Below are 25,894 nucleotides of genomic sequence, written 5' to 3'. Positions count from 1 at the left end.
AAGTTCAGACCATCCCGGCGGTTCCGGCACGCCCCCGACGACTCGGTCGAGCCTCAGGGACGAGCCCACTCGCGATACGGATGGTGCGCCAGTTGGGTATTGTAATAGCGGACGTCGTCGGTCACCTCCGCGCCGAGCCAGACGGGGCGCTCGAAGACTTCGTCGGGATCCTCCAGTTCGATCTCGGCGACGACCAAACCGGCATTGTCACCCTCGAATTCATCGACTTCCCACACATGGTCCCCGGCTTCGATGAAGAACCGGGTTTTCTCTACGAGCGGGCCTTGTCTGAAATCGTTGAGCAACTCCTCGGCTTCCTCCAGCGGGATCTCGTACTCGTATTCCCGCCGCTGTGCGCCGATCGTCACGCCCTTGATATTCAGCCACCCACGCTCGCCGTCGCAGCGCACACGGATCGAGCAGTCCTGTGCGCGATTCAGATAACCCTGGCGAAGCCGCAACGAACGCGCGGCCTGTTGCCGCCATTCGCCTCCGACGACCAGGAACTTCCGCTCGATCTCGACCGGCATGCTGTTGCCTAAACGCCTGACGAGAAGTGCCGGCGAAGCCAATGGCGCACGGCCGCCTCGTGATACAAAACCGCGGCGACCGCGAGGTAGCACAGCCCGGCCACGATCTTGGCATGGTAGAAGGAACCGACGCTCGCCAAGACCGAGAAGAGGAGCATCATGTCCTTCATGATGGTGATGAATTCATCCTGCCGCTGCATTGTTAACCGAGCCTCCGATAAAGGGTTGTCAGCACTCGTAAGGTGGGACGCACTGGCCGCACCGCAAACGCCACGCTCTTTGTGCGCCGCGCCGCCGGTCGCCTCGGCTTGAGGCAAACCAGATTAGTAAGACCACTCGGGGCAGGCGGAAGGTTCCTCAGTCGTGCGCTTCACCCCAGTCTTCCCAGTACGGCGTGGGCTGGAAGCGGGTGTGGAGAAAATCCACGAAGGTCCGAACCTTCGCCGACAGATGCTTGCGGTGCGGATAGACGGCATGGATCTCGAGCGGAGCCGGAACATGATGGGTCAGCACGGCCGTCAGGCGCCCCTTGCGTATATCCTGGCCCACCATATAAGTCGGCAGCAAAACCAGACCGAGCCCTTGAATGGCTGCCATTCGCAAGGCATCGGCCGCATTGCTCTCCATCGAACCCGAAACCTTGACGACCGTCGGCTTGCCGCCGGTCGGCTCGATGAATTGCCATTGGTCCCGCGGCGCCAGCGTCGAATTGACCAGGCAGTTGTGCTTTTTGAGGTCCTCCGGAGTTTTTGGTGTACCCCGCCGTCGAAAGTAGTCCGGCGAACCGCAAACGATGCGCTGAGAAATCCCCAGCTTGCGGGCAATCAGACTGGAATCCCGTAATTCGTCCAGGTGAATGGCGAGGTCGAAGCCTTCCTCAACCAAATCCACATAGCCGGCTTGAAGAATCAGTTCGACACCCACGTCGGGGTACTGTTCGAGATAGGCGGCGATGGCTGGGCCCAGATGATAGGCGCCGAAAAAAGGCGTCGCCGTGACCTTCAGCACGCCGCGCGGCTCGGTCTGCAGCCGTGTGACCGCGAGCTCGGTCTCTTCAATGTCGTCCAGAATCTGCAGGCAGCGTTCCAGATAGACCACGCCCACCTCGGTCAAGCTGAGGTGTCGTGTCGTGCGGTTCAGCAGGCGAACACCGAGGCTGTTCTCGAGTTGCATGACGTGTTTCGTCGCCATCGCCCGAGAGAGACCAATCTCCTTGGCAGCTGCGGCAAACGAGCCCGCCTTGGCGACCCTCGTAAACACGATCATGCTAGTCAGTTTATCCATTCGCGACCTTGTTCATCTGTCCGTTTATGGAAACAATCAGAAAATTTTATTCAACATTGTCAACCAAAATACCCGAGCTATAGTCTATAGTAATTCAGTCTCAATTGACGAGTATCAAGATGAAGCGATTACGGATTTCCTCCCTGCTCGCGGCCATGGCGGCCGCCGGCTCCGTCCACGCCGAAACCGCCCACAGCGTTGCCGAAATGAGCGCTGCACGCTGGAACACCGCGCTTGCCCACCGCCAACTCGACGAGATCCTCGCGCTTTATACGGGTGACGCGATGCTGTTGCGGCCGGACGGCGAGGTCTCACGCAACCCCGCGCAGATCCGGGCGTTCTGGCAGAGTCTCATGCAGTCCGGGGAGTTCGCGGTCGACGTGGTAGGCGCGCACAGTGAGAAGGAGGACACCATCGTAGTGACCACGACCTTTTCGGAAATCAAGCGCATCGGTACGTCGACCCCAGGTATCCGCTACCAGTACGACGGCGTGCTGTACAACGTTCTCCAGCGACAACCCGACGGCAGTTGGAAAGCCAGAATCCAGCGCTGGTCCGGCCCAACGAAAAGCTGACCGTCTCCGCTACTGCGGGCCCACCACGACGCGACACCCCCCTCCGTCTGGGCATATCGGGCAACACACCCGCTCACAGCGAACGACTTCTCCGCGTCGCGCGGGCGATGGTAAAATCATGGCATGATTGTCGCATGAAGTTACCGCCTTCTGCGGCGTCCAAAGCCTGTAAAGCCCGATTTTTTACCTGGAGGATTGCCTTATGACCTATACCCTGCCCGATCTGCCGTATTCCAAGGATGCTCTGGCGCCGCATATCTCTGCCGAGACACTGGAGTTCCACCACGGCAAACATCACCAGACCTATGTGACCAACCTGAACAATCTCGTTCCGGGCACCGAGTACGCCGGTCTGTCGCTCGAGGAAATCATCAAGAAGGCGCCAGCGGGTGGCATCTTCAACAATGCGGCGCAGATCTGGAACCACACGTTCTACTGGCACAGCCTTGCCCCGAATGGTGGCGGCGCCCCGACCGGCGCGTTGGCCAGCGCCATTGACAGCGCCTTCGGCTCCTTCGAGAAATTCAAAGAGGAATTCACCAAGTGCGCCGTGACCACATTCGGCTCCGGATGGGCCTGGCTGGTAAAGAGCGCGGATGGCAGTCTCGCGATCGTCAGCACCAGCAATGCCGGATGCCCTCTGACGGCCGGACAGACTCCGCTGCTGACCTGCGACGTCTGGGAGCACGCGTATTACATCGACTACCGAAACGTCCGTCCGAAGTATGTCGAGGCCTTCTGGAGTCTCGTCAACTGGGAATTCGCCGCCAAGAATTTCGCGGCCTGAGCGACTCCCGACGCGCCTGATTACCGCATCTGCGCGGCATCGGCTATCATGCGGCGCGAGTGACCGCAAACCGAGAGACGCGGCTCCTCGCGCTGTTTTGTCAGGTGCCAATCTAGCGGAGTCCGTTCGAACATGCCGACCGTTCTCATCACTGGAGCCAATCGCGGGCTGGGTCTTGAATTCTGTCGTCAATACCTCGAGTCCGGTTGGAACGTGCTGGCCTGCTGCCGTTCTCCCACGGCAGCGATCCACTTGCAAGAACTTGACCCTGCGCAGGGCCAGTTATCGATCCATGCGCTCGACGTGAGCGACTTCAACGCGGTCGACGCACTCGCCGCCAGCCTCAGGGGCACGGCAATCGACATACTGCTCAACAACGCCGGCGTCTACGGTGACACGCGCGACCGGCCGTTCGGGCGTCTCGATTACGCCCGTTGGGCCGAAGTGCTCCGCATCAATACCCTGGCCCCGGTCAAGCTCGCGGAAGCCTTGCTCCCCAACCTGAAAGCCGGGCAGCGCAAGCTGGTGATTGCGGTCAGCAGTCTGATGGGCAGCATCGCCGACAATGGCAGCGGCGGATCGCCCCTCTATCGCTCCAGCAAGGCCGCGCTGAACGCAGCAATGAAGAGCCTCTCGATCGACCTGAAAGCCTCCGGCATCGGCGTACTGATACTGCACCCGGGATGGGTCAGGACCGACATGGGCGGAAGAGAAGCCCCCACCCTGCCGCCCGAGAGCGTCGCCGGAATGCGCCGCATCATCGACGGTTACACCCCGGCACAGTCCGGCCGGTTCCTGGATTTCCGCGGGAGAGAACTGCCATGGTAACCCGGTCGTCACGTGCGGCATCGCTACTCGCGGTCATGGTGCTGCTGGGGCAACTGCTCTGGCACAGTGCAAGTGCCGCGGAACCTGCGCCGCCACCCGCCGATTACGGGCAGCTCGTTGGTCGCAAGCTGGCCTCCGGATTCAGCAACATGGCTCTCGGTATCGCCGAGATACCCAAGAATATGATCATCACGACCAACCAGACCAATGCGCTGTTCGGCGTGACGGGTGGCGCGATCAAGGGACTGCTGCATACGCTGGGCCGCACGCTCTCCGGAATCGTCGACATCGTGACGTTCCCGGTGCCGACCCAGCCGATCACCCGACCACCGCTGGTATGGCAGGACTTCCAGACGGAAACCCAATACGGGCCCGTCTTTCAACGCCCCTGAACCTGCCCTTCCGGTAACGGCTGGACAGGCGCCCTACAACCCTGCGTAATACGGGTCAGCAGACTGACACATGAGGTCGCGGCGCCTGTCTCACACCCACCGGCTCAATCAGCCGAAAGGCCGGCACGGCCGTGGCTGAACACGACCGAAGGCCAACCCCGTCGGACACCCACAGCAGGCCAGCCCCCAACGCGGAGGCGTCTCTGTTGCCCGAGGCGGCGGTCACAGCGCCGCTGCCCCCGATACTGGAGGCCCTTCCGATCGCAATCCTTGCGATTGACGGATCGGGGCGCGTCGCTTTCGCAAATCACCGGGCCGCCGCCTCGTTGGGAACCCAGGCCTCGGAGCTGACCGGAGCGAAGCTGGACGCTCTCACTGCAATCCTCGGCGCGCCGGTACTGGCTGCGTATCGTCGCCTGGGGACGGAACCTCACGCTGTCGAACGGGCCGTCACTCAGCGATGGCCGGCGCAGGAGTTCCGCGGTTCAGCGCTGCGGCTCGACGTGACGATCAGACGGACTGCGGAAGGCGGGGCGGTCATGACGCTCGAGGAGTCGCCAGCGCGCGACGCGTGTCCAGCTGATGCGCTGTTGTTGACCCGGGCCTTCGAACAGAGCCCGTTCGCGATGCTGATCGTCGACCACGACGGACGGGCCGTGCACGGTAATCCGGCCTTCTGTCACCTGGCCGGCGCAGAACAAACGGAACTGCGTGGTCGCTGCCTGGACGAGGCGGCCCTCAACCTGGGGAGCGAGAGTTTCGTCGCAAAACTGCAAGGGGGAGCCGGCACCGCAAGCGGAAAGCAGATTCTGCAGGAAGTCATCGACGGGACGGCGGTCTCGCTGCTGGAAACGCTATCCCCACTCACTGACGAATCGGGCCAGGTCACCCACTTCCTGATCGCGCGGCAGGAAGTCACTGAGCAGGAGATGACTAAAACCGCCCTCGCCCGCAGCGAACAGCGCTTCCGAAAAGTCACGGAACTGGCAGGGGAGTGGCTCTGGGAACAGGACAGCGAGGGGCGGTATACCTACTCGAGCGCAGCCCTGTTCACCATCCTCGGATACCGGCCGGAGGAAATCATTGGCAAGTCGTATCTCGAGATCCTCACCGAAGGCGACCGCCGGCACTGGACTAGCGCCCTCCCCGCCTCGCCGAACATTCCGCGGGCCTTTCGGCGCCTGGTCAACCGCTACCGCCACAAGGACGGGCGAGAGGTCTTTACCGAGTCCTCCGGAGAGCCCGTAATCGGGGAACGAGGGGAGATCCTGGCCTGGCGCGGGGTCGATCATGACATTACGACACGCAAACGCTTCGAGGATGCGCTGCGCGTTCGCGAGCGCGCGATCGAGGCCGCCAGCGTCGGCATCACCATCATCGATGCGGTGGCCGACGACCGGCCGATCATCTATGCGAATGCCACGCTCAGCGGCATGGTCGGGGTTCCGAAAGAACGTCTGCTGCGTTGCAGCCAAACCGTCCTGCTGGGACCCGACGCCGACCCGGCCGCCTGGCGGGTGATCGACGCCGGGCTCGCCGAAGCCGCACCGGTTTCGCTGACCACCCGCGTCAAGCGCCACGACGGCGCGTCATTCTGGGCCGACCTCCAGGTATCACCGGTACGTGATGGTGATGGCCGCGTCACCCATTTCATCTGGATCATCGCCGATGTCACCGAGCGCCAGCGGGCCGCCGAGACACGGCATGAACTGGAGATGGCGCGCCATATACAGACGTCGCTGCTACCGAAGGCACCCCTGAAGAGCGACAAACTCGAGGCCACCGGTATCTGCATCCCGGCCGGCGCGGTCGGCGGCGACTTCTACGATTATTTTTCGTCGAAGGAAGGCGTTAGCCTCGCGATTGCGGACGTCTCGGGACACAGTGTCGGGGCGGCGCTGATGATGTCCGAAACGCGCAGTGCGTTGCGGGCGGAAATCCGCACCGCGGGCGCCGACGGCGGTCGGTTCGGACCGGCCGGCATGCTGTCCGTGCTGAACGAACTGCTCTTCGACGATCTGAACGGCGCTGACCTGTTCATCACGATGCTGTTCGTCGACTTCGACCCGATCACCCGCCGCTTGCGCTATGCGAATGCGGGACATTGCCCGGGCCTGGTCGCCAAGAACCACAGTCAGCGGTGCGTCACCCTGGATGCCGAGGGACTTGTCCTCGGCGTACGACCGCAAGTCCGCTTCGAGGAAAAGAGTCTGTTGCTGAAGGCGGGAGACGTCGTGCTGCTCTACACCGATGGCGTCATCGAGGCCATCGACCGGAACGGCGAGATGTATGGCGTCGAGCGGCTTTGCTCGCAGCTGCTGAAGCATCGACTGGAACCACCCGACACCCTGATGCAGGCTCTGCTCGACGATGTCCGAGCATTCCGGGGAGAGGACCATCAGGCGGACGACACCAGCCTGCTGGTCTTGAAGGTCTACTGAGTGCCGAGTGCTCCCACCGCACCGCTGCAATCGTCCGCGGCCGCTTCGGCCTCGCTCAGCAGAATCATGAGCCACTCCACGAGCTGGTGGCTGGCGGCACCCGCAATCCGCTGCCTGAGGCGCGGCACCTTAGACAGTAATCCCTGATCTCGCAGCGTTTCGAGAAAGCGCTGCGGATCCGTCCCGCCGGCCACGACCGATGCGGTGGCGAGACGGCCGAAGGCTCCGAACAATCGCTCCTGCGCTGCGAACAGGGCCGCCACCTGGCCTTCCTCGAGCACTGAGCGTGACACGCTGCGCTGAATCTCGGGCCATCCCAGCCAGGCGGCCACGCGACGGTAACGCGACCAAGCCTCGCTCAGATCGATCGCGGCGTAACGGGCAATAGCCACGACATGGGGGAACTCGGCCGCGTACTCCAAGGGCACCAGGGCTTTTGCCAGTTCCGGATCCGCCTCCTCGTCGGCAGCCGTCACCGCGTCCGCCAGGGCCTTGTCACTATCGAGGCGCGCCGCGTGGACGACTTCGCAAAAGGCCAGCCAGTCTCGACGCCAGAGCTCGACGGTCGCGGCGTCAGCCGCGCTCGGCGCGGAGCGCGCCAAACCCCAGCGGCACAACACCTGCAGCGCCTGCTCCACCCGCAGCAGCCATGCGATCTCACGCTCGGCCGGCAGCGCCGTCATGGCCCGGATCGCGCGCTGCAAACCCGCGCCACCCAGAGCGCCGTCGAAAAGAACGTACAGCATCACCGCCCGACTCAAGACTCGCGGTGTCGGCTCGCCGGTCCAGGTCAGGAAGGTCGCCCCGGCGCGATCGATGATCCGGTTGCACAGCTGGCTGGCGGTGATCTCCCGGGCGAGCGGATGTCGGCGCAACTCGCGGCCGAAGCCGGCTCGGATCCGCTCGGGAAAATAGGCCCTCAGCTCCGCTTCGTAACAATCGCAATCGAAAAATTCGAGGGCCTCCGTCAACGCCGTCTTGAGCGTCAGTTTCGCGGGCGCCAGCAGCTGCGCCAGTTCCGGCCGCGTCAGGCCGCGCTGCGGCCGGGACTGCACCTCGGTCCGGCTGGCAATTCCCGCACGCCGGCGATCCAGCAGTCCCGTTTCCTCGAACCGGGAAAGCAATTCGAAGAAGGGCTCGGGCCGGGCGCGACAACGCGCCTCGTCTAGCGACAACGCCAGGCTCTGATCGGCATTGTGGGCAATGACCGCCGCACACACTTCGTTCGCGACCGCCGCCAGCAAGTCGTCCCGGCTGTCGCGCATCGGCGTCTCCATACCCGACGACGGGCCGAGCAGAATCTTCAGGTTGACCTCGTGATCGGACAGATCCACTCCGCCGGAGTTATCGATCGCATCCATGTTGATCCGCCCTCCGGACAGCGCGTATTCGACCCGGCCCCGCTGCGTGAACGCCAGATTGGCGCCCTCGCCGACCACCTTTGCCCGCAGCGCGGCGGCGTCCACCCGCACGCTTTCGTTCGCACGGTCGCCGACCTGTTCCGCACTTTCGTCTCGGCTCTTGACGTAGGTCCCGATGCCGCCGAACCACAGCAAATCGACCGGGGCAGTCAGCAGTAGCCGCACCAACTCCTCGCCATCCACCCCGCTTTCCCGAACGCCGAGCCACTCGCGGCAAACGGGCGACAGCGGAATCCACTTTGCGCCTCTTGGAAAAACGCCGCCGCCGCTGCCGATCACTGAGCGGTCATAGTGGTCCCAGGTCGACCCCGGCAACTCGAACAGCCGCCTGCGCTCCCGAAAGGCGCTGGCAGCGTCACCGTTCGGGTCGAGAAACACGTGCGCGGCGGAAAATGCGCCAAGAAGCCGAATGTTTTCCGACAACAGCATGGCATTGCCGAACACATCGCCATCCATGCTGCCGACCCCGACGACCGTGATGGGCTCGCGCTCCAGATCACGACCCAACTCGCGGAAATGCCGCCGGAGGCTCTCCCACGCGCCGCGCGCTGTGATGCCGAAGCGTTTGTGGTTGTAACCGCGGGAACCCCCACTCGCGAAGGCATCTCCCAGCCAGAAACCCGTTTCGGCGGCAACTTCGTTGGCCAGGTCGGAAAGACCCGAGGTTCCCTTGTCGGCCGCCACAACCAGATAACTGTCGGTTCCTTCGTAGGCCAGCACCTGCGGCCCCCGACGCGGCACCGGCCCGGGGGTCTGGTCCGTCACGTCGAGCAGGGCCTCGATAAAGCGGCGGTAGATGCGGCGGCAGGCGGCATTCCGGTCATCCAGCCTCGCGGGTGGCTTGCGGATCACGAACCCGCCCTTCGCACCCTGGGGCACGATAAGCGCGTTCTTCAGCATCTGCGTCTGTTGCAGGTCGAGAATCTCCGCCCTGAGGTCCGTCGTCCGTTCCGACCAGCGGATGCCTCCCCGCGCGACGCGGGCCCCTCGCAGGTGTATGCCCTCGAAATCGACGGCATGCACGTAGGTCTCGTACGCCGGTCGCGGAGCGGGCATGTCGATGACGCCGAGCGCGTCGATTTTCAGCGCCAGGGCCGCATCGGCACGTTCGCCCCGCTGATAGTGGTTGGTCCGGAGCGTGGCATCGATCATGTTGAACAACGCCCGCAGCACCCGATCAGCCTCGACATCCACCACATCGACCAAGGCCTCCGACAGGGTCCGGCGCAGCGGCTCCAAACGGGTCTCCTCTCGGACCGACAGATCGGACATTCCGTCGGCGGGGTCGAAACGGGCCGCGAAGTAGTCGAACAGGATCCGCGCCACCTGCGGGTGCGCCAGCAGCGCCTGTTCGAGACGTCCTCCCGCGATGGGGCCGTGCAGCTGCGCATAGTAGTTCCGGTAAGCGCGCAGCACATCCGCATCCGCGGCCGCCAGATTACCCGATGCGATCAGACCGTTCATGGGGTCGTCGGCCAAGGCGCCGCGCGCAACGGCTTCCAGCGCTTCGATCAGTTGCCGGCGCCGCGCGAGCAGCGCCGCCACATCGGCTTGTTGCGGCACCACGCGGAACAACCGCACGAACCCGAGGCGCGACGGCAGTTGCAGCACGAACTGAATGTGGTCGTGGACGCGCAAGCCCAGATGCGCGAGCCAGGGAAGAAATTCATCGAGCGGACGCTCGAATGGCAGGGCGAAGCGTACCAGCAGAGAGACGCGGTCCGGGCTGATTCGCAGCGCCACGGCCAGATCCGTAGGGCTCTTCATCGCCGAAAAATCACGGCAGTCCCGAACCGCCGCGCAAGGTTCGACCCACCGGCGATAATCGCAACTGATCGCGGCCAGGAACCCGGCCACGTCGTCAGACCGTTTGGCCCCGGCCGCACAGCGGCGCAGGGCCTTGGCGAATGAGACGTCCCAATTCGGTATTGCGGCTGCCCTCACCGTCCCTCCTCACGCCTTCGCAGATGGTCGACAAGCGGCCCGCGGGCGGCAACGGCAGACCATACCGTTATCCTCGCCCCCGCCCTCCGTGCGGTACTCATCGCAAGCGCTTGCGCATCTCCAGCACATTGCCAGCCCTGGTGCGACGGTACGAAACCGAGTCCATCAGGGAGCGCATCAGGAACAGACCACGCCCGCCCTCGTCGAGATCGTCGGGGCAGGCCTCGGAAAGGCTGCACAAATCGAATCCTTGACCGCGATCATGAACCTCGATGATCAACTCGTCCCCACGAACTTCGATGCAGAGCCGCACGCGGCTCTGCTGATGCTCCGAAAGGCCGTGGCGAATCGCATTGCCGACCGCCTCGGTGACCACCACATTCAGGTGGAAAGCCAGTGCCTCGCGATCACCGCGGTAATTGTCGAGCCGCTGCGCCACGCATTCCGCGATACTGCCGACCAGCGACAGGTACTCGGTACGACCCGGAACTCGCAAGTCCAGCGTGAATCGGTTTTTGTGCACGGCACCAGCCTAAGGATTCACCACCACATCGCCCACGTGCTCGGCGATTTCGAACACGCGGTGCAGCCGCGTCAGCTCGAACATCGAACGTACGCGCGCCTGAAGACCAGTCAGCACGAAGCGCGCCTGACGCAGGTTGGCATTCTTGTAGCCGGACAGCAAAGCACCCAGCCCCGAGCTGTCGATGAAATGCACTGCGGCAAGATCCACGATCAGCAGTCGACAACCGTCTTCCAAGGCATTGAGCAGCGAGTTCTTCAACTCGCCAGCGTTGTGAGCGTCGATGCGCTCCTCATTCAGTCGGAGCACCGAGCGAGCGTCACTCTGGTCGATTTCAACATTCATCGGTCTACACTTTCCTTCCCGCCGCCCAGGGACGGTCGGGCTGATTCCGAATGCGCCCCGGCAGATCTCCGGTAGCGGCCGACACGAGCAGAGAAATTCCGAACATCGCCAGCTTCGACACGCTAGCGCGATTGACCACACCACGCAACCACAGGGAGCGGGGTGTTACCCGCCGCAGGCCGATACGACGGCTGCATCCCGTGGCCCGGCGGCGAAGCCGCGTCGGCAGTGCCGCAAATAAGGTTTCAGGAAGCGCCGCCGAAATGCCGTCAGTTCCCAGCGCCGCGGCTGCAACAAGCGGTAACTCGCCGCCTCGACAACGTAGACATCGGCCAGCACCGGATGCTCCCCACCGACGTAAACCGTCACGCGCCGACGCCGATAAAAGGCATCCTCGAAGGCATCGAGCCGCTGCAACGACAGCGCATCCACGTCCCGATACAAGACACCTGGGGTGGTGTGATTGCGGCGCGGGCGTAGACCTGGATAGCGACGACGGCGGAGCGAATAGCGCGCATAACCCGGCAACTGCGCCGGAACTGCGGTGAAATGCCGTCCCGTGACAGCACCCATGACGGAGGACAACTGCAGGGAGCCGTAGGTAAAAACATGAGTCCGCATGACACTTTCTCTCTTGCTGGCACCGGTGAGCGGGCTTCTCGCGGGTTCCCTTCGCGCAGCGTCACGCAACGGAACGATGGCTGTTGCTATCATTGGGCGCGCCGTGCCCGCCCATCGGCAGGCAACCGACCGAACAACGACTCAAAGGATGCGACTTTTCATGACCGCCGCCAACCCTCAGGCCGAGGACTCACCCTCCGGCCGTTTCGTCGCCGGTATCGTCAAGCGGTGCGCCCGGGCGGTGTTGTCCTGGCTCTACCAGGTCAAAGTGACAGGAGACGCGCATTATTGCGCGGCAGGACAACGGGTCCTGATCATCGCCAACCACACGTCCTACCTCGACCCTCTCCTGCTGTGGGCTTTCCTGCCCGACGATGTGACCTTCGCAATCAACACCCGGATCGCGGAACACTGGTGGGTCAAGCCGGCGCTGCGCTTCGTCCGCACCTTCCCGATGGACCCGACCAGTCCGATGTCCACGAAGGCGCTGACGCGCTACCTGCAGGGTGACCGCAAGGCAGTCATCTTCCCGGAAGGTCGGATCACCGTCACCGGCGCCCTGATGAAGATCTACGACGGGGCCGGCCTGATCGCCGAGAAGTCGGGCGCCGTCATTCTGCCGGTGCGCATCGACGGCGCGCAGTACACGCCGTTCTCGCGCCTGCAGGGTGTCGTGCGCCTGCGCTGGTTCCCCAAGATCTCGCTGAACTTCCTGCCGCCGCGGCATCTTTCGGTCACCGCCTGCTGCCCGAAGGGCAATCTCCGCCGACGGCGCCGCACCGCGGGCACTGAACTCTCCGACCTGATGTGCGAGATGATTTTCGCCACCGGCGAGCGTCGACAGACGCTATTTCACGCCGTACTCGACGCGCGCCGGGTTCATGGCGGCCGCCGGCAAGTGCTGGAAGACGTGTCGCGCCAGCGGATTACCTACAACGGGCTGATCACGCGGGCGCTGGTCCTGGGACAGGCGCTGCAGCGGACGCTGCCCACCGAGCACCGCACGATCGGCGTAATGCTGCCCAGCGCGGCGGGAACGGTCGCCACACTGCTCGGGTTGCAGCATCGAGCCTTCGTGCCCGCCATGCTGAACTACAGCCTCGGGATCGAAAGCCTGGTCGCGACCTGCCGTCTGGCCGAGATCCGGACGGTTGTGACCTCGCGCCGCTTCATCACCGCAGCCAAGCTCGAGGAAGCGGTGGAGCGGCTGCAGGAAGCCGTCCGGCTCGTCTATCTGGAAGACATTGCTCCGACGATCAGCCGTTTCGACAAGCTGCGGGGGGCACTCGCCGCGATCACTGCAGGCTACTGGCAGCGAGACGAAGGCATCGACCCGGACCAGCCCGCCGTCATTCTGTTCACGTCCGGGTCCGAGGGCGTGCCGAAGGGCGTGGTCCTGTCGCATGCCAACCTGCTCAGCAATCGCGCGCAGATGGCGGCCAGAGTGGATTTCACGGCCCAGGACATCGTGCTGAATGCGCTGCCATTGTTCCACTCCTTCGGGCTCACGGCCGGTACCTTGCTGCCCCTGATGTCGGGCATGCTGACATTCCTTTACCCCTCACCGCTGCACTACCGGGTGATCCCGGAAGTCGCCTACGACATCAACGCGACCATCCTGTTCGGTACCAATACCTTCCTTGCCGCATACGCCAAGCATGCCCATCCCTACGATTTCTACAGCATCCACTATGTGTTTGCCGGTGCCGAGAAACTGCAGTCCGATACGCGGCGCAGTTGGGTCGAGAAATTCGGTATCCGCATCATGGAGGGCTACGGCGCGACCGAGACCAGCCCGGTGCTGGCCGTCAACACGACCATGTATTACCGCGAGGGCACCGTGGGGCGCTTGCTGCCCGGCATCGAAGCCCATCTGGAGCCCGTCTCCGGAATCGAGCATGGCGGTCGGCTCCACGTTCGTGGCCCGAACATCATGCTGGGCTACCTGCTGGCCGACCAGCCCGGCGTCCTCGTGCCCCCCCGTTCGACTCAGGGCGAAGGCTGGTACGACACGGGGGACATTGTCGAACTGGACGACGAAGGCTTTGTGAGGATCAGTGGCCGCGCCAAGCGTTTTGCCAAGATCGCGGGGGAAATGGTCTCGCTGACGCGCGTCGAGGAACTGGCCGCGAAAGCCTGGCCGAACGTGATCAGCGCAGCGCTCAGCATGCCGGACAGCCGCAAGGGCGAGCAAATCGTGCTGCTGACCGAACAACCGTCCGCAACGCGCGAGGCACTGGTCGCCGCAGCCCGTGCCGAGGGACTGGGCGAACTGATGATTCCGCGCAGCGTGCAATCCATTGACTCGATACCGCTGCTGGCAACCGGAAAGGTCGACTATCCGGCACTGCAAGGGTATCTGCCCGAGTTTCGGGATTCATGAACCGCAACCTGCTGGCGCTGGTCGTTGCGCAGTTCCTTTCGGCGTTTTCCGACAATGCCATCCTGTTCGTCGTCGTCGCGATCGTGCTGAAGGCCGGGAATCCGGCCGCCTGGTACATTCCGGCACTGCAGAGTGTGTTTCTGGTCGCCTTTGTCGCGTGCGCGCCATGGGTTGGCCCGGCGGCCGACCGCTTCCCGAAACCTCAGGTATTGATGGCGGCCAACGCGCTCAAGGCCACCGGGACACTGCTGATCCTGGCTGGGCTGGAGCCTCTGATCGCTTATGCGGTCGTCGGTGTCGGGGCGGCACTCTACAGCCCGGCAAAATACGGAATCCTGCCCGAACTCGTTGCCAAGGATAACCTCGTGCGCGCCAACAGCGTGGTCGAGGGCGCGACAATCGCGGCTATCCTGATCGGCACGCTGGCCGGAGCCAAACTCGCCGACCATTCGGTACCGCAAGCCTTGGCGCTGACTGCGGGGCTATACGTCCTCTCAGCCGTCGCCGGGCTCGCGCTGCCCCGACTGGAAGCACGCGGCGCCCGCCTCGATGTCGCCCTGGGACAACTTGCCGCCCGTATCCGGACCGTTTTCGCATCGGCCCGCGCCCGGCTCGTGGTATTGTCGCTGAGCCTTTTCTGGGCGGCCGCGGCGACGCTGCGCATCGTCCTGGTGGCCTGGGCACCCCTCGTCCTGCAGACCAGGAACGCCGGTGACATCGCCGAATTGACGCTGTTTCTCGCGATCGGCATCGTGATCGGCTCCGTGGCGGCACCGCGGTTCATTACCCTGGACAGCATACGGCGGGCCCGGATCCCCGCTTATGCACTGTCCCTGTCGTTCTTGCTGCTGGCCGACGTCGAAAGCATCTGGGCGGCACGGGCCGTATTGTTGGCAATCGGCACCGCTGGCGGCTTGTTCGTCGTGCCCTTGAACGCGGCCATGCAGCATATCGGCCACCAGACCATCGGGAGCGGTGGCGCCGTTGCGATGCAGAACCTGTTTCAGAACCTGACGATGCTCGGTGCGGTGTCCGGCTACACGCTGGCTGCAGCGCATGGCGTCGGGCCGGTCGGAGCGATCTACACGCTGGGCGGGCTGATGCTGGCCGCGACGATCTCGGTATCGCTCCGATTGCCCAAGAGCTGAGCGACGGCCGAGCGCGGCCGGGAAGGGCATAAACAGGAGAACCGGGCACGATGATCGACGCGATTGCGCTCCCAGCCGGCTGGCAGCACCGGGAATCCCACGTCAATGATGTTCGGCTGCATTACGTGGAAGCCGGACAGGGAACGCTGGTCTTGCTGCTGCACGGCTTTCCGGAGTTCTGGTACGCGTGGCGCCGCCAGATTCCGGCACTCGTCGACGCCGGTTTCCGCGTCATCGCGCTCGACCAGCGTGGGTACAACACCTCGGAGAAGCCGCTCGGCATCGCGCCCTACCGCCTGGAACATCTGGTCGACGATGTCGTCGGCATCATCCGGGCGGCCGGCGAGGACAGTGCCATCGTCGTCGGCCATGACTGGGGCGGCGCGATCGCCTGGAGCGTCGCCATGGCTCACCCTGAGGTGGTCCAGCGACTGGTGGTGTTGAACGGGCCCCATCCACGCCGCGTGTTCGAGGAATTCAGAACGGCTTCGCAACTGTTGAAATCGTGGTACGTGTTCTTCTTTCAACTGCCCTGGCTGCCGGAATGGCTGCTGAGACGCGCCAATTTCGCGTCGCTTGACCGGGTGCTGTCGCGCGATCCAGTGAATTCCGCCGCTTTCAACCCCGATGACATCGAAGCCTACCGCAGCGCGCTCGCACAACCGGGAGCGCTGACCGCGACGATCAACTACTACCGTGCGCTGTTCCGCCGCAACCCGCTCGATATCTACCGGGCCGCTCGCCCGATCGTGTGTCCCACGTTGCTGATCTGGGGCGAACAGGACCGCTACCTGGGCCTGCGGTTCACCGAGGGGCTGGAGCGCTGGGTCAGCAATCTCACCGTGGCGCGCATCCCCGAGGCAAGCCACTGGGTGCAGGCCGATGCGCCGGAAACCGTCAACGCGCTGCTCCTCGACTTTCTGCATCCCGGACCGAACAGCTGACAGCCAGACGAGCGTGCTCCTCCGTCACCCCGCACGCATCGCCGTCACGGCAGCACCGCCCAGGCGTCTCTCGACCAACGCCGTATGCAATGCGTCATACCAGCGACTCACGTAGTCGTACCAGTCGCGACCCCATTCGGCGACGATGACCTGCCGCTGCGCGCCAAACCGCTGCAGCAGGTCCGCGTACCAGCCGACGAAGAGCGTCGTCCAGTCGGTGATTCGGATATTCACCCAGGCGTCGCGGGACAGAGCGTCGGCCAGGACCTCCAGCACCACCGGCTGACCGATCTCGCGGCCGAGCTCCGCTGGCGGCGCGGCGCCCGCTGGACAGGTGTAATCCACCAGCAACAGCTGCCCGCCGTGACGGCAGGCCTGCGCCAGTTGCCGTAGGGCCAGGCTCTGATCCGGAAACGCGTAGAACGCGGTCAGCAGGTACACCAGATCGAACGGCGCGAGGCCTACCCGGTCCAGGTGTCCGACGTCGGCCACGAGAAACTCGACTCCGGGATACTGTGATTGTGCGAGGCCGACCGAGTCGGCATCGATGTCGATTCCGACGATCTCGCCCCAGCCGCACTGCTTGAACCATCCCGCGGTGCCACCGCGACCACAGCCCACATCCAATATCCGCCGGACTCCGGTGCGATCGACCAGTGCAGCGGCCTGGACGATCGCGGCCTCCTCCCCTGGGTGTGCATAGTCACCGCCGCGCACCCGGGCCAGGATGGCCTTGCCCTCAGGCGAATTCATCCGAAACGTCGACATCTTGCCACCTTGCTCTTTATGGCTCCGCAAACTGACTCGCCACGTGCCATTGGGTGCCGCAACGATCGTTCGGAAGTGCACCAGAACCTGTGTACGACCGTCGTTCACGTGATTCCGCCCCGTGCGGGCCAGGGCCTTGCATCGGATGAAGAACGCGACAACAACACCCGTTCTGTCGCACGCGGCGAGCAAAATGATATAACGTCCTTCGAACCGCATGCCTGTTGTGCTCAACGCCCTCAGTTTGCGGCCTCGGCCCGGGTTGACAGGGCAGTTTGGCTTCACCAGCGGGTCGCCCGCGGCGCTCCTCACCGCACCTTCGATAAGCTCTGGAAAGCGATTGCCTTCATATGACGCCGCCTGCTGATCGGAATCGGCCTGACCATGAGGCCGACGCGCCTCCACGCAGGCGGACGAGGGCCGTCAGGACTACCCAGGGTCTACTTACAGTCGGGGTCGCTGCGCTGGGCTCGATACTGGCATTGACGATCGCCGGTTGCAGTTCGATCACCCACACGGGTGAGTCAGCCTTCAAGGAAGCGGCCTCGTGGTTTCCGGGGCATAGCGAGACGGGCAGTTTCGATCCTGTCGAACTACAGGAAGATCTGCTGCGCTACGCGGACAATCTGTCCGCCGCAGCGATCACCGCCGCCGATCAGTTGCGACTGGGCGGCAAGCCGATGGAACATGCCGAACTGCTGCAGCTCCGGGTTTACCTGGGGTGGGATATCCTGACCAGTGCGACAGGTGCCAGCGCCCTGGGCAATCTGATCGACCTGCTTTTCCTTACGACCGCGGGGCGTATGCGCATCGAAGACTACTGGATGCCCCAGGTCTACGGCAGCTCGGCAACCGCCATGCTGGACGCCTTCCGCACGCGGGAAGCGACGATCTGGGCCTTGGCCGAAAAGGCCCTGAGCCCCGAGCACTGCGCAGAATTGCGGCAAGCGCTGAACACCTGGCAGCGGGAACGCAGCGCCAAGCCGACCAGCCTGCCGCTGTACGCCAGTGTATCCCTGGTGGACGAGGTGACCAAGGCGGCGCGCCGGCGGCGCGAGTCCGTTACCACCAGCGTGTTTGCCCTGCTGGACCTGGATCCGCTCGCCGGCCTGGATCCCGCCACACGCGAATTGGCTCAGACCCGTCTGTTCGCGGAGCGCGCGCTGTTCATCGGGCAACGTATGCCGCAACTCCTGCAGTGGCAAGCGGAGTTGCTGACGCTGCAGGCCGCAAGCGTGCCGGAGGTGCGGCAACTGGTGGCCAACTCCACCCAGCTTGCCGCCTCCGGCGACCGCCTGAGCCGGACGCTCGAACAAACACCGGCCGTGATCAGCGCAGAACGCGAACGTATCCTGGACGCCCTGAAATCACAGGAAGGGCAGCTGGCCGTGCTGTCGCAACAGCTCGGCGTGACGCTGAGGGCCGGCACGAAGATGGCTGACGCCGCCAACGGTGCGCTTAAGACATTCCGGGATCTGACGGATCGCTTCCAGGACGCCCCCAAAACGTCCCGGGAACCATCAGAACCCTTTCGCATCAAGGAGTATGCGGAGACTGCAGCCGAGATCACGCGGATGTCGCAGCAGTTGCAGCTATTGCTCGCCGCCCTTCAGCCGACCATGAACCCGGAGAACTTCGCAGCCCTCTCGTCGCAGGCGGAGGCCCTGACCGAACGCACACAGGCCCGCGCTACCGAGCTCGTGAATCATGCCTACCGGATGGCGTTGCAGTGGGTCAGCTTCAGCGCCGGCATCGTCCTGGCCGCCGCCCTGGCCTACCGCTACGCGAGCACTCGCCTGACGCGAGCCGCCGCGCGGCACGCCAGCTGACGCTGGCACGACGAGCCCGGACACCGGAACCCACGTCTCGACCGGCATGCAATTCACCCCGCCTAAGCCCAGACCAAATGCGCCTGCAGCGCATAATGGCTCATTCCTGGCTCAAGCGCTCTTGGTGCCGAGCTACTACCTGCTCTGCGGCCTCGTCGTCGCGTGCTTCGGATGGCTGACGTTTTCCCTTTGGGATGACGGTGCCTGGGTGCTTTCGGACGATGCCCAACTGCTGCGAACCGTGCTGTCTGGTCAGTTCTGGACGCATGCCGGCAACTGGTCGCAGGGGCGGTTCAACCCGCTTTACTATCTCGAGTTCGACGCACTCGTTTACCTGGGCGACAGGCCGGACCTCGCTTTCGGATGGGTGGCCGCGAAGGCCCTGCTGACTGCCGCACTGCTGGTTCAGATGCTGCTGACCGCCGCCGGTACCACCCTCACCACACTCGCGCGCCCGTCGGTCGCCGGACTGCTCGTGAGCGGCTTCTTTGCTGTGTTCTGGCTGAGTCCGGGGGTCTACCAGGTCTTTTCGGTCACGATCTACCCGGAACAGACACTGATCCCGTTGCTGGCGGTGTTCGGGCTGTCCTGGCTACGGTTCTCTTCGACTACCCATACCGGTTGGGGTTTGCTGGCCTTGCTGTCGGGCACCGCAGGCTGCTATTTGAAGGAGCCGGCGTTTCTCGCGACGACAGTCCCGGCACTGTTCGATTCACTTAATCGGGACCCCGACTCCGGCAGCCGCCGATGGCTGAACCTGGCCCTGCTGGCCAGTGGCGGCCTTTTTCTCGTTCTGTATTACTTCCTGTCGTTTCGCACCGCCACACAGTGGTATCACCAGGGTCGGGACGGCGGTCGCGGCCTAGTCGAGGTGGCTTTGTCAACCGGCGCACAGCACCCGCTGCTGATCGTGGCGGCAGGTCTGTTGGTCCTACGTTTTGCCCTGCTGAAGCGGTCCACGGGGATATCGTCTTTCGACGGGCTGCTCGCCGGCGGCCTAGCCTACGCCGGCGCCTTCGTCATTCTGGGTCTGGACGCGCTCTACTATGTCACCCCGGCCTATATCCTCGTGATCCCTGCGCTGCTCTGGAACCTGCGGATCGGCCTGGCATCGCCGCAGCCTGCACTCCGGATCGGCACCTGCGTGCTGTTGTCAGGCCTTGTCTTATGGTCTGCGCCGGCCGCCCAGGCCGTCTATCGTGAGAGCCAGCAAGTCCGCTACGCGCGAACCCACGACTGGGCGTTCGTGGACTCGCTGCTGCCCTATCGCTCATGGTTTGTGTTACCTGATTTGGCAACACAGGACAGGGGCTTCGAACCGGCCGTGGACGACTGGAGACGCATCACACTGGAAACCTTTCTGGACTATCGCCGCCACGGCCAGGTTACGGGCAGCCCGCTGCTACCATTGCGGCACGACGTCGACCGGATTGCGACCGAGCGTGGTGTCCGGACCCTCATTCTGACGCCCGAACGCTTCGGCCCATGGGTGGCACAGCAAGTCCCCGAGTTTCGCCACCGGGTGACGTATTTCGGTTTGGCCGGCTACGCCTTTCCGGCGCTCTCGGTGGGAAACACCATCTCGGCGACAGCGTCGGAGTTTTTTCGGGAAGGCTGGAGTTCGTACGAACCTTCCGTCGACGCGCGTTGGACAGATCAGACGACCGCGCGCCTCCGAGCGTTCGTGGGGAATCTGCCCTACGCGGTTCGGCTGACCGTCGTTGCGCGGGCCTTCATGCCAGCAGGCCCGCGACAGGTCAAGGTGACGATCGGTCACCGGCTCGCACAGACCTGGCACTTCGACGATCCGAGGACCTTTGCCGCACGCTCGGCTCTCATCCTGCCGACCGATGTTCAGGAGGGCTTCGTCGACATCGATCTGATCATGGATACGGCCCCGACGCCCCGGGAAGCCGGCCAGTCGGCATATGACACGCGGCGACTGGGACTCCTGTTCCGTTCGATGACTCTGGATGCCGCTCCGGGCGACGCATCGCCGATCACCGCTCCCGACTGACCGCGTCATCGGCTTCATCCGGGACCGCCCGACGACCGGACCCCGCGGACGTTCCGCCCTGACCACTTCTCCGCCGCCCCGTCGATCAACCGGGCGAATATCGCGTCTACCGCCCGCTCATCCACTCGAAAAGCGCTCGCTGTCCCAACCAGAAATCCCCCAACTCATCGAGATTACCCGCGTCGCTTGCCGTCGGACCGCGGAAGGAGGAAGGAGCCAGGCAGGATGTCTTCAGGCCTGGCTCCCTGACCTCAGTTCAAGCGCGTTTCAAAGAGGCAGCTGATCGTTGCCAATCCCTACGGAAAAGTGCTGCTGCACGATCTTCCACTTACCGTGCTCCTTCCCCAATACGAGGCTAATTCGGAAGGGAACGGTACCGTTCGCAAATTGCCACGTCGTTTCAGTCGCGATCCAGCCTGCCGAGCCCGTATGTCCCACTTGTAGCGGCGTCCCGGCGGCGGTCAGAAGAGCTTCTCGAAAACGGGGACATCCTGCGTCATGGCGCCAACACGAGCCCGGATAACTTCGTCAACTGGCGCGGCACGGTCGGACAAATCAACCCGTTTTTCACCAACGGAACTCTCAGCTGGAGCTGCACCAACGCGGACGCCGATTCGGTCCTGCACCATACGTTTCGCTAGAACGGCGACGGCAACTCCTTGGTCGCGGTATGGGAACGCCACAGCGATACCGAAGCCCTTGCCAGAGGCCGGATCCAGGACGCGTATCTTTATCTGCTCTTCAACGCCGCAGGCAACCTGTCACGCTGCGCCCGCAGCACCTACTGCGGCGGACCATGGGCCGACGTGGCCATCGAACTCGGCGGACAGGGCCGGGAAATGGGATGGTTGGGCACTGATGGAGGCCTCGGTCTCGGCAGACCGGCTCGACATCAGTCATCACATTCCGGAACGCGCGATTTCGAACCGCAGCACCGCTGACTACATGCATGTCAACTGGATCGACCATGACCCGACGAATGAGCCGTTACTGCTGACTTCACGATCGTTCTGCGAAACCTACCTCATCGACCCCCACACCCAGCAGATCGTCGGCCGCTGGGGTAACCCGTTTGCGACCAAAACGGGCCCGGAGCCGAAGTGGATGAACGATGGTGCCACTCAACTCTGGGGCCCGCATCGCACGAATTTCGTCACGTCGTCCGAGTCCGCCGGACGTATGCAGGGTTTCGATAATGGATGGATGCGCCCGGAAGATCGCCGTTGACGTGTGCTGGAGATCGAGTTCAAGACACATGCGCAAGGCCGGTGGATGCCTGAACCGAACGTCGCCTGGCAGTACCAGACCTCGGCGCAGCAATCCCTGTTGACCGATTTCCAGGCTTACGGCCAGCGGCTTCCGAATGGAAATACGCTGTTCGCATCGTCACCGATGCAGCACGTGATCGAAGTCACGCCGGCCGGAATTGTGGCGTGGGAATTCATCAGCCCGGTCTTCGCGAATGGCGAGATCAAGTGCAAGTCCAATGCTGAGGAGAATCCCCCGCTGACCTTCTTCCGCGCCTGCAAGTACGCGCGCAACTACCCGGGACTTCGTGGCCTGGATCTCCGACGCCGTCACCAGTTCTCGTTGAGTTGCCCGCTCGGTCCCTGGCTGCGCAAGTAGTCAAGGCGCTCAAGCGCTTGCCCGACCGTAACGCACGCCCCTTGATGACCGAGCCAAGCCACGGCAGGGAAACACACCACCTGCCGCGCGGCCGGCCAGCCCTAGACCCTGACGCAGACACTGCGCCATCTCTTCCGGCCAGAGTGACGCTTCCGTCCATGGGCAACTGAGCGTCTCCTCGTCGGAACGCCGTGCACATACCGACCGGCTTCGACACCCGCAGCCTGCTCCGCTTTGCTACCCTGTGCCCTCCGTTCCCTACCCGTTCATACCGTCATGAAGCTGAACAAAAGCACCGCACAGGGCGGACTCGTTTACTCCACCGCTCACGGCAAGATGTGCCCGGGATGCCGGCAGCCGGTCGCAAGATGCATCTGCAAACAGCAGAAAGCTGGCGTACCGTCGGACGGCATCGTGCGAGTCAGGCTTGAGACGAAAGGCCGCAAGGGCAAAGGCGTCACGGTAGTCATGGGCATTCCGGTTCTGCCTGCGGCGCTCGATGCAATCGGCAAGGAATTGAAGCAGCGTTGCGGCTCCGGCGGCACGGTCAAGGATGGGGTCATCGAGATCCAGGGCGACCACCGCGACACGGTCGTCGCCGAATTGACGAAGCGCGGCTACACCGTGAAGAAGGCGGGCGGGCACTGAGCGACTGCCAAGCGGCGGCGCACCAAGCAGAGTCCATACGATGCGCCCTTCCGTGGTGGTGCCCGTAATCGGACGGCGACTTGTGGTACGAGTGCACCACCGCCTGCCCCCGTCCGCGCGCGATCAGCCAGCGATTCGCTGGGGGGGCCGCAAGGCCGGCAACCAGCAACGACAACACCAGACTGCCCCAGAACAGCAGATTACGCAGTGTCGCGTCCATCGCCCCCGGAATCGCGATCATCACCGCATTATCCACGATCTCCATGATCGTGATCGACACGGTGTCCGCCGCCAGCGCAAGCCGGATGGCCGCGGCGGCGGGTAGACCGGCCTTGAGCAGAGGAGTCAGAGTCAGCGCATAGCCGGAGATGAACGCCAGCACGACCGACAACACGACCGTCGCGCTACTGCCCCACTTGAGTGCAGTACCGATCATCATGCCAAGTACCTCGCCGATGGCGCAGCCGGAAAGGCAATGGGCGGTCGCGCTGAAGGCGATACGGCTCAGCGAAGACCTTGCGGCCGCTGGGTGACTTTGAGGCATGGCAACTCCTGATCTACGGGATACCGGACGCACAGCATGATCTGCCGGCGCCGGAACCACGCCGAGTTCCCACCCGATGGCGATGCCAGCCCCCGCCCGGTGGCGGCGCGTTCTTCGGTGCGATCCCCGGACCTGCAACGAAGTCGCGGAAGCTACCGGAATTTTGGGAGCCTGTCAGTTCGGGTCGCCCCAGGGCTGTGAACCGGGCACCAGGGTCGCTTTGATTCCCGCCTTCTCGACATCGGTGAGGGTGCGGTACAGCGTCGCCTCATGCGCCAGCACGCTTCCCTTCATGACGGCGACGTAGCGCGTTACGTTATCGACATCGCACACATAGCCGTCGCCCGGGTCTTCGACGCTGCGCAAGTTGCCGTCCCAATCCACGAAAAATCCACTCATCTCGAAGCCTCGCAATGTCTGTTCACAGCAAACCGAGTATCGGCCGGCATGCATGAAGCAAGGTCGATGCCTCGCCCATGAGGTTCGTTCGCGAGGCCTGAATCTCGATGTTCCAGGCTGGTCCTGCACGCCATCGGCCGGGCGCGGGCCCGATCGCAACAACGAACCGGATCGCCGAGCACACTGACTGATTGCAGCTTGACGCCCGACTCCTCGCGTTGCTCAGCCGCAGGCAACCATCCCGTTGCACCCACTGGGCCGAAAATTGCTTCGCAATCGCCGAATGGACGGCGCAGGATCGGGTCGGTCCGGACCGCTGCCGGGGTAAACCCCGTCGGTGCAAAGTGGTGTGTATGGCTCCTGCCGCCCGCGCACCCGATTGCACCGGGAGATTTTCCCGCTCACCTGATCCGCCCGACTTCAACACCTCGAACACCTTTCGTAGTTCCGCTGGAGCAGTCTCGGTATTGTCATGTTTGTCGGCTTTGTCAGTTTTGTGGACCCCGTCGCAGGCGTCGGCGACGCCCATAGGGTGTCGCTCCCCGCGCCATCGCGGATGCCCACCACCGGCGTTGCGAGGCCGCTGAAGAGGACCCCGGAATGACGCAGACGGGCGTGACGGCCAACGCGCACAGACGCCGGAGGCGCGCATGAAGGGATCGGAGGAAGACGCGAAAGCCCGGCTGACAGCCAATCCGTTTCCGGCGAGTCAGTGGGTCCAGATCCGCGACGACCACATCATCATCAAGGCGGGCTATAGCGAAACCCTGCAGCGAATGCTGCGTTGGGTACCGAATGCCCGCTGGCGTTCGGATCTGCGCTGCTGGAGCGTGCCCCTTGCCGGCGCCGAACTCGTTCGTTCGGTGCTGCCCGAGATATCTCGGCTGGCGGAAGCCATGCAGGAGTCGCCGCGCCTATCGGCGAGCCATGACACCGACGCGGAAGAAGCACCGCTGGAGATCTATGCAAGGGCTTGGTTCCGCGACGCCGCGCGCCTGCTCTTCGGCAGTGACTGGCAGCGGGAAACCGCGCGTGCCCTGAACCGCGACGAAGCGGCGCTGGCGTGCTGGCTCGTCGGTGAAGGCGTGGCAGAGGCCGCCCCCGAGCAACTTCTCGAGGAAATGCTGCGGCTGATGCGCAACCGGGCATCGGACATCGACAGCGCCGCAGATGCCCTGGCGAAGAAACTTGCGCGGAGCCGGCAGCGTGATGCTTGATCGGCCAACACCCCCATGGCGGCTGTGCGACGCATGGATTTCAAAGCGCGCGGACGGAGTCCGCCCGCGCGGTGAATTCCAGGCCATCAGCCCGCTCGAACACGTCGATCGGGATATCGAAGACGAAGCGGTTATCGTACCAACTCCGCGCATATGGCATGAACATGGCACCGGGGCGCAGCGCAAACAAGCATTCCGATCCGCCATACAGCGCGGCCTCGAAGCCGCTGCTCTCGGTTTCCGGGACGTTGTCGTCGCCGAAGACCTCGAACTGAATGAAGACCTTGGCGGACTCGATACCGCCCTCAGTAGCCTTGATCGCGATGACCCGAAGGTTCTGAAAGCGGCGGCCGACGGCACCGCTTTCCAGCGTCTGTGTCAACTCGTGCAACGTTCCCTTCCTGATCACGGCCGTTTCGGGCTGGGGAACTCCCAGATCGTTCAGGCCGGTGGCTTTGGCTGATTTCAGCGGAATGAGCAGCTTTTTCTCGGACAGTGCAATCACGGTGTACTCCATGCAGAGGATTTACGAGAGCTGCGCCATTGGGTGGCGCTGCACCGACCCAGGCAGCAAACATGCCATACCGTTGATGAGGCTCGACAGTCCGTCGGTGCTCGGAGCCCGCACATCCGGACCAGCGGTGCATTCCAGACCCGCCGGTGATGCTGCAGCCGAACGT

At 63.8% G+C, this 25,894-nt stretch carries 27 protein-coding genes; 15 read left to right on the top strand and 12 right to left on the bottom strand.

Translation table 11 applies throughout. The annotated features are described in order from the left end of the window. Positions 1 to 53: 53 nt before the first annotated feature. The 3 genes from ACW73L_RS12585 to ACW73L_RS12575 form a co-directional block, all read right to left on the bottom strand. On the bottom strand, positions 54 to 530 hold the full coding sequence (locus ACW73L_RS12585; protein WP_498922432.1) for a CYTH domain-containing protein: 477 nt from the start codon (positions 528 to 530) through the stop codon (positions 54 to 56). Between the two features lie 8 nt (positions 531 to 538). Next, positions 539 to 730, bottom strand: coding sequence for a hypothetical protein (locus ACW73L_RS12580; protein ID WP_139559405.1), 192 nt, complete (start codon positions 728 to 730; stop codon positions 539 to 541). A gap of 157 nt (positions 731 to 887) precedes the next feature. After that, positions 888 to 1,814: a LysR family transcriptional regulator gene (locus ACW73L_RS12575; RefSeq protein WP_139559406.1), complete on the bottom strand. Its 927-nt coding sequence runs from the start codon at positions 1,812 to 1,814 to the stop codon at positions 888 to 890. Between the two features lie 119 nt (positions 1,815 to 1,933). Between ACW73L_RS12575 and ACW73L_RS12570 the strand changes: the two genes are divergently transcribed. The 5 genes from ACW73L_RS12570 to ACW73L_RS12550 all read left to right on the top strand — a co-directional run bounded on the left by ACW73L_RS12570 (position 1,934) and on the right by ACW73L_RS12550 (position 6,837). Next, entirely contained in the window at positions 1,934 to 2,389 is a 456-nt protein-coding gene (locus tag ACW73L_RS12570; RefSeq protein ID WP_139559407.1) for a YybH family protein, read from the top strand. Between the two features lie 202 nt (positions 2,390 to 2,591). Beyond that, positions 2,592 to 3,176, top strand: a complete 585-nt coding sequence (locus ACW73L_RS12565; protein WP_498922429.1) for a superoxide dismutase — start codon at positions 2,592 to 2,594, stop codon at positions 3,174 to 3,176. A 132-nt stretch (positions 3,177 to 3,308) separates the two neighbouring features. Then, positions 3,309 to 4,004 (top strand): SDR family oxidoreductase, encoded by a 696-nt coding sequence (locus tag ACW73L_RS12560; RefSeq protein ID WP_498922428.1) that lies wholly within the window; start codon positions 3,309 to 3,311, stop codon positions 4,002 to 4,004. Beyond that, positions 3,998 to 4,396: an exosortase system-associated protein, TIGR04073 family gene (locus tag ACW73L_RS12555; RefSeq protein WP_498922427.1), complete on the top strand. Its 399-nt coding sequence runs from the start codon at positions 3,998 to 4,000 to the stop codon at positions 4,394 to 4,396. Before ACW73L_RS12560 ends, ACW73L_RS12555 begins: the two co-directional genes overlap by 7 nt. A gap of 206 nt (positions 4,397 to 4,602) precedes the next feature. Beyond that, complete coding sequence (locus ACW73L_RS12550; RefSeq protein ID WP_498922425.1) at positions 4,603 to 6,837, top strand: SpoIIE family protein phosphatase; 2,235 nt, start codon at positions 4,603 to 4,605, stop codon at positions 6,835 to 6,837. Here ACW73L_RS12550 and ACW73L_RS12545 read toward each other — a convergent pair. The 4 genes from ACW73L_RS12545 to ACW73L_RS12530 form a co-directional block, all read right to left on the bottom strand. Beyond that, complete coding sequence (locus tag ACW73L_RS12545; RefSeq protein WP_498922423.1) at positions 6,831 to 10,202, bottom strand: NAD-glutamate dehydrogenase domain-containing protein; 3,372 nt, start codon at positions 10,200 to 10,202, stop codon at positions 6,831 to 6,833. The two genes, ACW73L_RS12550 and ACW73L_RS12545, sit on opposite strands and share 7 nt — an antisense overlap. Positions 10,203 to 10,299: 97 nt before the next feature. Further along, the gene (locus ACW73L_RS12540; RefSeq protein WP_498922421.1) at positions 10,300 to 10,725 is read right to left on the bottom strand and encodes an ATP-binding protein; all 426 of its coding nucleotides are present in this window, start codon (positions 10,723 to 10,725) and stop codon (positions 10,300 to 10,302) included. Between the two features lie 9 nt (positions 10,726 to 10,734). Then, a complete protein-coding gene (locus ACW73L_RS12535; RefSeq protein ID WP_139559413.1) occupies positions 10,735 to 11,070 on the bottom strand; it encodes an STAS domain-containing protein in 336 nt (111 codons plus the stop codon). 165 nt (positions 11,071 to 11,235) lie between these two features. Then, positions 11,236 to 11,691 (bottom strand): gamma-glutamylcyclotransferase family protein, encoded by a 456-nt coding sequence (locus tag ACW73L_RS12530; RefSeq protein WP_498922419.1) that lies wholly within the window; start codon positions 11,689 to 11,691, stop codon positions 11,236 to 11,238. A 160-nt stretch (positions 11,692 to 11,851) separates the two neighbouring features. On the opposite strand from ACW73L_RS12530, the gene ACW73L_RS12525 reads away from it, so the two are divergent. Genes ACW73L_RS12525 through ACW73L_RS12515 form a run of 3 tightly spaced genes read left to right on the top strand, consistent with a single transcriptional unit; the run spans position 11,852 to position 16,166 of the window. Beyond that, positions 11,852 to 14,074, top strand: coding sequence for an AMP-binding protein (locus tag ACW73L_RS12525; protein WP_498922418.1), 2,223 nt, complete (start codon positions 11,852 to 11,854; stop codon positions 14,072 to 14,074). After that, the gene (gene lplT / locus ACW73L_RS12520; RefSeq protein WP_498922417.1) at positions 14,071 to 15,222 is read left to right on the top strand and encodes a lysophospholipid transporter LplT; all 1,152 of its coding nucleotides are present in this window, start codon (positions 14,071 to 14,073) and stop codon (positions 15,220 to 15,222) included. The genes ACW73L_RS12525 and lplT overlap by 4 nt, the downstream gene beginning before the upstream one ends. Positions 15,223 to 15,272: 50 nt before the next feature. Then, the gene (locus tag ACW73L_RS12515) at positions 15,273 to 16,166 is read left to right on the top strand and encodes an alpha/beta fold hydrolase (RefSeq protein WP_498922416.1); all 894 of its coding nucleotides are present in this window, start codon (positions 15,273 to 15,275) and stop codon (positions 16,164 to 16,166) included. 24 nt (positions 16,167 to 16,190) lie between these two features. Here the strand turns inward: ACW73L_RS12515 and ACW73L_RS12510 are convergent, their stop codons facing one another. Next, positions 16,191 to 16,919, bottom strand: a complete 729-nt coding sequence (locus ACW73L_RS12510; protein ID WP_498922415.1) for a class I SAM-dependent methyltransferase — start codon at positions 16,917 to 16,919, stop codon at positions 16,191 to 16,193. Between the two features lie 497 nt (positions 16,920 to 17,416). On the opposite strand from ACW73L_RS12510, the gene ACW73L_RS12505 reads away from it, so the two are divergent. Further along, entirely contained in the window at positions 17,417 to 18,763 is a 1,347-nt protein-coding gene (locus ACW73L_RS12505) for a hypothetical protein (RefSeq protein WP_498922414.1), read from the top strand. Positions 18,764 to 18,887: 124 nt separating this feature from the next. After that, positions 18,888 to 20,780 carry a hypothetical protein gene (locus ACW73L_RS12500; RefSeq protein WP_498922412.1) on the top strand — a complete coding sequence of 631 codons (1,893 nt, stop codon included), beginning with the start codon at positions 18,888 to 18,890 and terminating at the stop codon, positions 20,778 to 20,780. 267 nt (positions 20,781 to 21,047) lie between these two features. Here the strand turns inward: ACW73L_RS12500 and ACW73L_RS12495 are convergent, their stop codons facing one another. Then, the gene (locus tag ACW73L_RS12495) at positions 21,048 to 21,218 is read right to left on the bottom strand and encodes a nuclear transport factor 2 family protein (RefSeq protein ID WP_498922410.1); all 171 of its coding nucleotides are present in this window, start codon (positions 21,216 to 21,218) and stop codon (positions 21,048 to 21,050) included. Between the two features lie 420 nt (positions 21,219 to 21,638). Between ACW73L_RS12495 and ACW73L_RS12490 the strand changes: the two genes are divergently transcribed. From ACW73L_RS12490 to ACW73L_RS12480, 3 genes are all read left to right on the top strand, one after another. Next, complete coding sequence (locus ACW73L_RS12490) at positions 21,639 to 22,007, top strand: hypothetical protein (protein WP_498922409.1); 369 nt, start codon at positions 21,639 to 21,641, stop codon at positions 22,005 to 22,007. Positions 22,008 to 22,052: 45 nt separating this feature from the next. Continuing rightward, positions 22,053 to 22,406: a hypothetical protein gene (locus ACW73L_RS12485; protein ID WP_498922407.1), complete on the top strand. Its 354-nt coding sequence runs from the start codon at positions 22,053 to 22,055 to the stop codon at positions 22,404 to 22,406. Positions 22,407 to 22,682: 276 nt separating this feature from the next. After that, entirely contained in the window at positions 22,683 to 23,054 is a 372-nt protein-coding gene (locus tag ACW73L_RS12480) for a translation initiation factor Sui1 (protein ID WP_498922405.1), read from the top strand. Here the strand turns inward: ACW73L_RS12480 and ACW73L_RS12475 are convergent. Further along, the gene (locus ACW73L_RS12475) at positions 22,966 to 23,490 is read right to left on the bottom strand and encodes a DUF4396 domain-containing protein (protein ID WP_498922607.1); all 525 of its coding nucleotides are present in this window, start codon (positions 23,488 to 23,490) and stop codon (positions 22,966 to 22,968) included. The genes ACW73L_RS12480 and ACW73L_RS12475 overlap by 89 nt on opposite strands. Between ACW73L_RS12475 and ACW73L_RS12470 the strand changes: the two genes are divergently transcribed. Continuing rightward, positions 23,423 to 23,587, top strand: a complete 165-nt coding sequence (locus tag ACW73L_RS12470; RefSeq protein ID WP_498922609.1) for a hypothetical protein — start codon at positions 23,423 to 23,425, stop codon at positions 23,585 to 23,587. The two genes, ACW73L_RS12475 and ACW73L_RS12470, sit on opposite strands and share 68 nt — an antisense overlap. A 185-nt stretch (positions 23,588 to 23,772) precedes the next feature. On the opposite strand, the gene ACW73L_RS12465 is transcribed toward ACW73L_RS12470, so the two are convergent. Then, positions 23,773 to 23,997, bottom strand: coding sequence for a hypothetical protein (locus ACW73L_RS12465; RefSeq protein ID WP_498922404.1), 225 nt, complete (start codon positions 23,995 to 23,997; stop codon positions 23,773 to 23,775). Between the two features lie 650 nt (positions 23,998 to 24,647). Here ACW73L_RS12465 and ACW73L_RS12460 point away from each other — a divergent pair. Then, positions 24,648 to 25,214, top strand: a complete 567-nt coding sequence (locus ACW73L_RS12460) for a hypothetical protein (protein WP_498922402.1) — start codon at positions 24,648 to 24,650, stop codon at positions 25,212 to 25,214. A 40-nt stretch (positions 25,215 to 25,254) separates the two neighbouring features. Here ACW73L_RS12460 and ACW73L_RS12455 read toward each other — a convergent pair whose 3' ends face one another. Continuing rightward, on the bottom strand, positions 25,255 to 25,719 hold the full coding sequence (locus ACW73L_RS12455) for a hypothetical protein (RefSeq protein WP_498922400.1): 465 nt from the start codon (positions 25,717 to 25,719) through the stop codon (positions 25,255 to 25,257). Positions 25,720 to 25,894 lie beyond the last annotated feature (175 nt).

The organism is Methylolobus aquaticus, assembly GCF_054172105.1.
This window is presented reverse-complemented; position numbering and strand designations above follow the sequence as displayed.

Coding starts and splice junctions, on each gene's coding strand:
- ACW73L_RS12485 (WP_498922407.1), top strand. CDS start 22,053: ATGCCTGAACCGAACGTCGCCTGGCAGTACCAGACCTCGGCGCAGCAA.
- ACW73L_RS12470 (WP_498922609.1), top strand. CDS start 23,423: ATGAACGCCAGCACGACCGACAACACGACCGTCGCGCTACTGCCCCAC.
- ACW73L_RS12560 (WP_498922428.1), top strand. CDS start 3,309: ATGCCGACCGTTCTCATCACTGGAGCCAATCGCGGGCTGGGTCTTGAA.
- ACW73L_RS12565 (WP_498922429.1), top strand. CDS start 2,592: ATGACCTATACCCTGCCCGATCTGCCGTATTCCAAGGATGCTCTGGCG.
- ACW73L_RS12575 (WP_139559406.1), bottom strand. CDS start 1,814: ATGGATAAACTGACTAGCATGATCGTGTTTACGAGGGTCGCCAAGGCG.
- ACW73L_RS12580 (WP_139559405.1), bottom strand. CDS start 730: ATGCAGCGGCAGGATGAATTCATCACCATCATGAAGGACATGATGCTC.
- ACW73L_RS12515 (WP_498922416.1), top strand. CDS start 15,273: ATGATCGACGCGATTGCGCTCCCAGCCGGCTGGCAGCACCGGGAATCC.
- ACW73L_RS12490 (WP_498922409.1), top strand. CDS start 21,639: ATGGAGGCCTCGGTCTCGGCAGACCGGCTCGACATCAGTCATCACATT.
- ACW73L_RS12535 (WP_139559413.1), bottom strand. CDS start 11,070: ATGAATGTTGAAATCGACCAGAGTGACGCTCGCTCGGTGCTCCGACTG.
- ACW73L_RS12480 (WP_498922405.1), top strand. CDS start 22,683: ATGAAGCTGAACAAAAGCACCGCACAGGGCGGACTCGTTTACTCCACC.
- ACW73L_RS12530 (WP_498922419.1), bottom strand. CDS start 11,691: ATGCGGACTCATGTTTTTACCTACGGCTCCCTGCAGTTGTCCTCCGTC.
- ACW73L_RS12570 (WP_139559407.1), top strand. CDS start 1,934: ATGAAGCGATTACGGATTTCCTCCCTGCTCGCGGCCATGGCGGCCGCC.
- ACW73L_RS12585 (WP_498922432.1), bottom strand. CDS start 530: ATGCCGGTCGAGATCGAGCGGAAGTTCCTGGTCGTCGGAGGCGAATGG.
- ACW73L_RS12465 (WP_498922404.1), bottom strand. CDS start 23,997: ATGAGTGGATTTTTCGTGGATTGGGACGGCAACTTGCGCAGCGTCGAA.
- lplT (WP_498922417.1), top strand. CDS start 14,071: ATGAACCGCAACCTGCTGGCGCTGGTCGTTGCGCAGTTCCTTTCGGCG.
- ACW73L_RS12555 (WP_498922427.1), top strand. CDS start 3,998: ATGGTAACCCGGTCGTCACGTGCGGCATCGCTACTCGCGGTCATGGTG.
- ACW73L_RS12460 (WP_498922402.1), top strand. CDS start 24,648: ATGAAGGGATCGGAGGAAGACGCGAAAGCCCGGCTGACAGCCAATCCG.
- ACW73L_RS12475 (WP_498922607.1), bottom strand. CDS start 23,490: ATGATCGGTACTGCACTCAAGTGGGGCAGTAGCGCGACGGTCGTGTTG.
- ACW73L_RS12510 (WP_498922415.1), bottom strand. CDS start 16,919: ATGAATTCGCCTGAGGGCAAGGCCATCCTGGCCCGGGTGCGCGGCGGT.
- ACW73L_RS12525 (WP_498922418.1), top strand. CDS start 11,852: ATGACCGCCGCCAACCCTCAGGCCGAGGACTCACCCTCCGGCCGTTTC.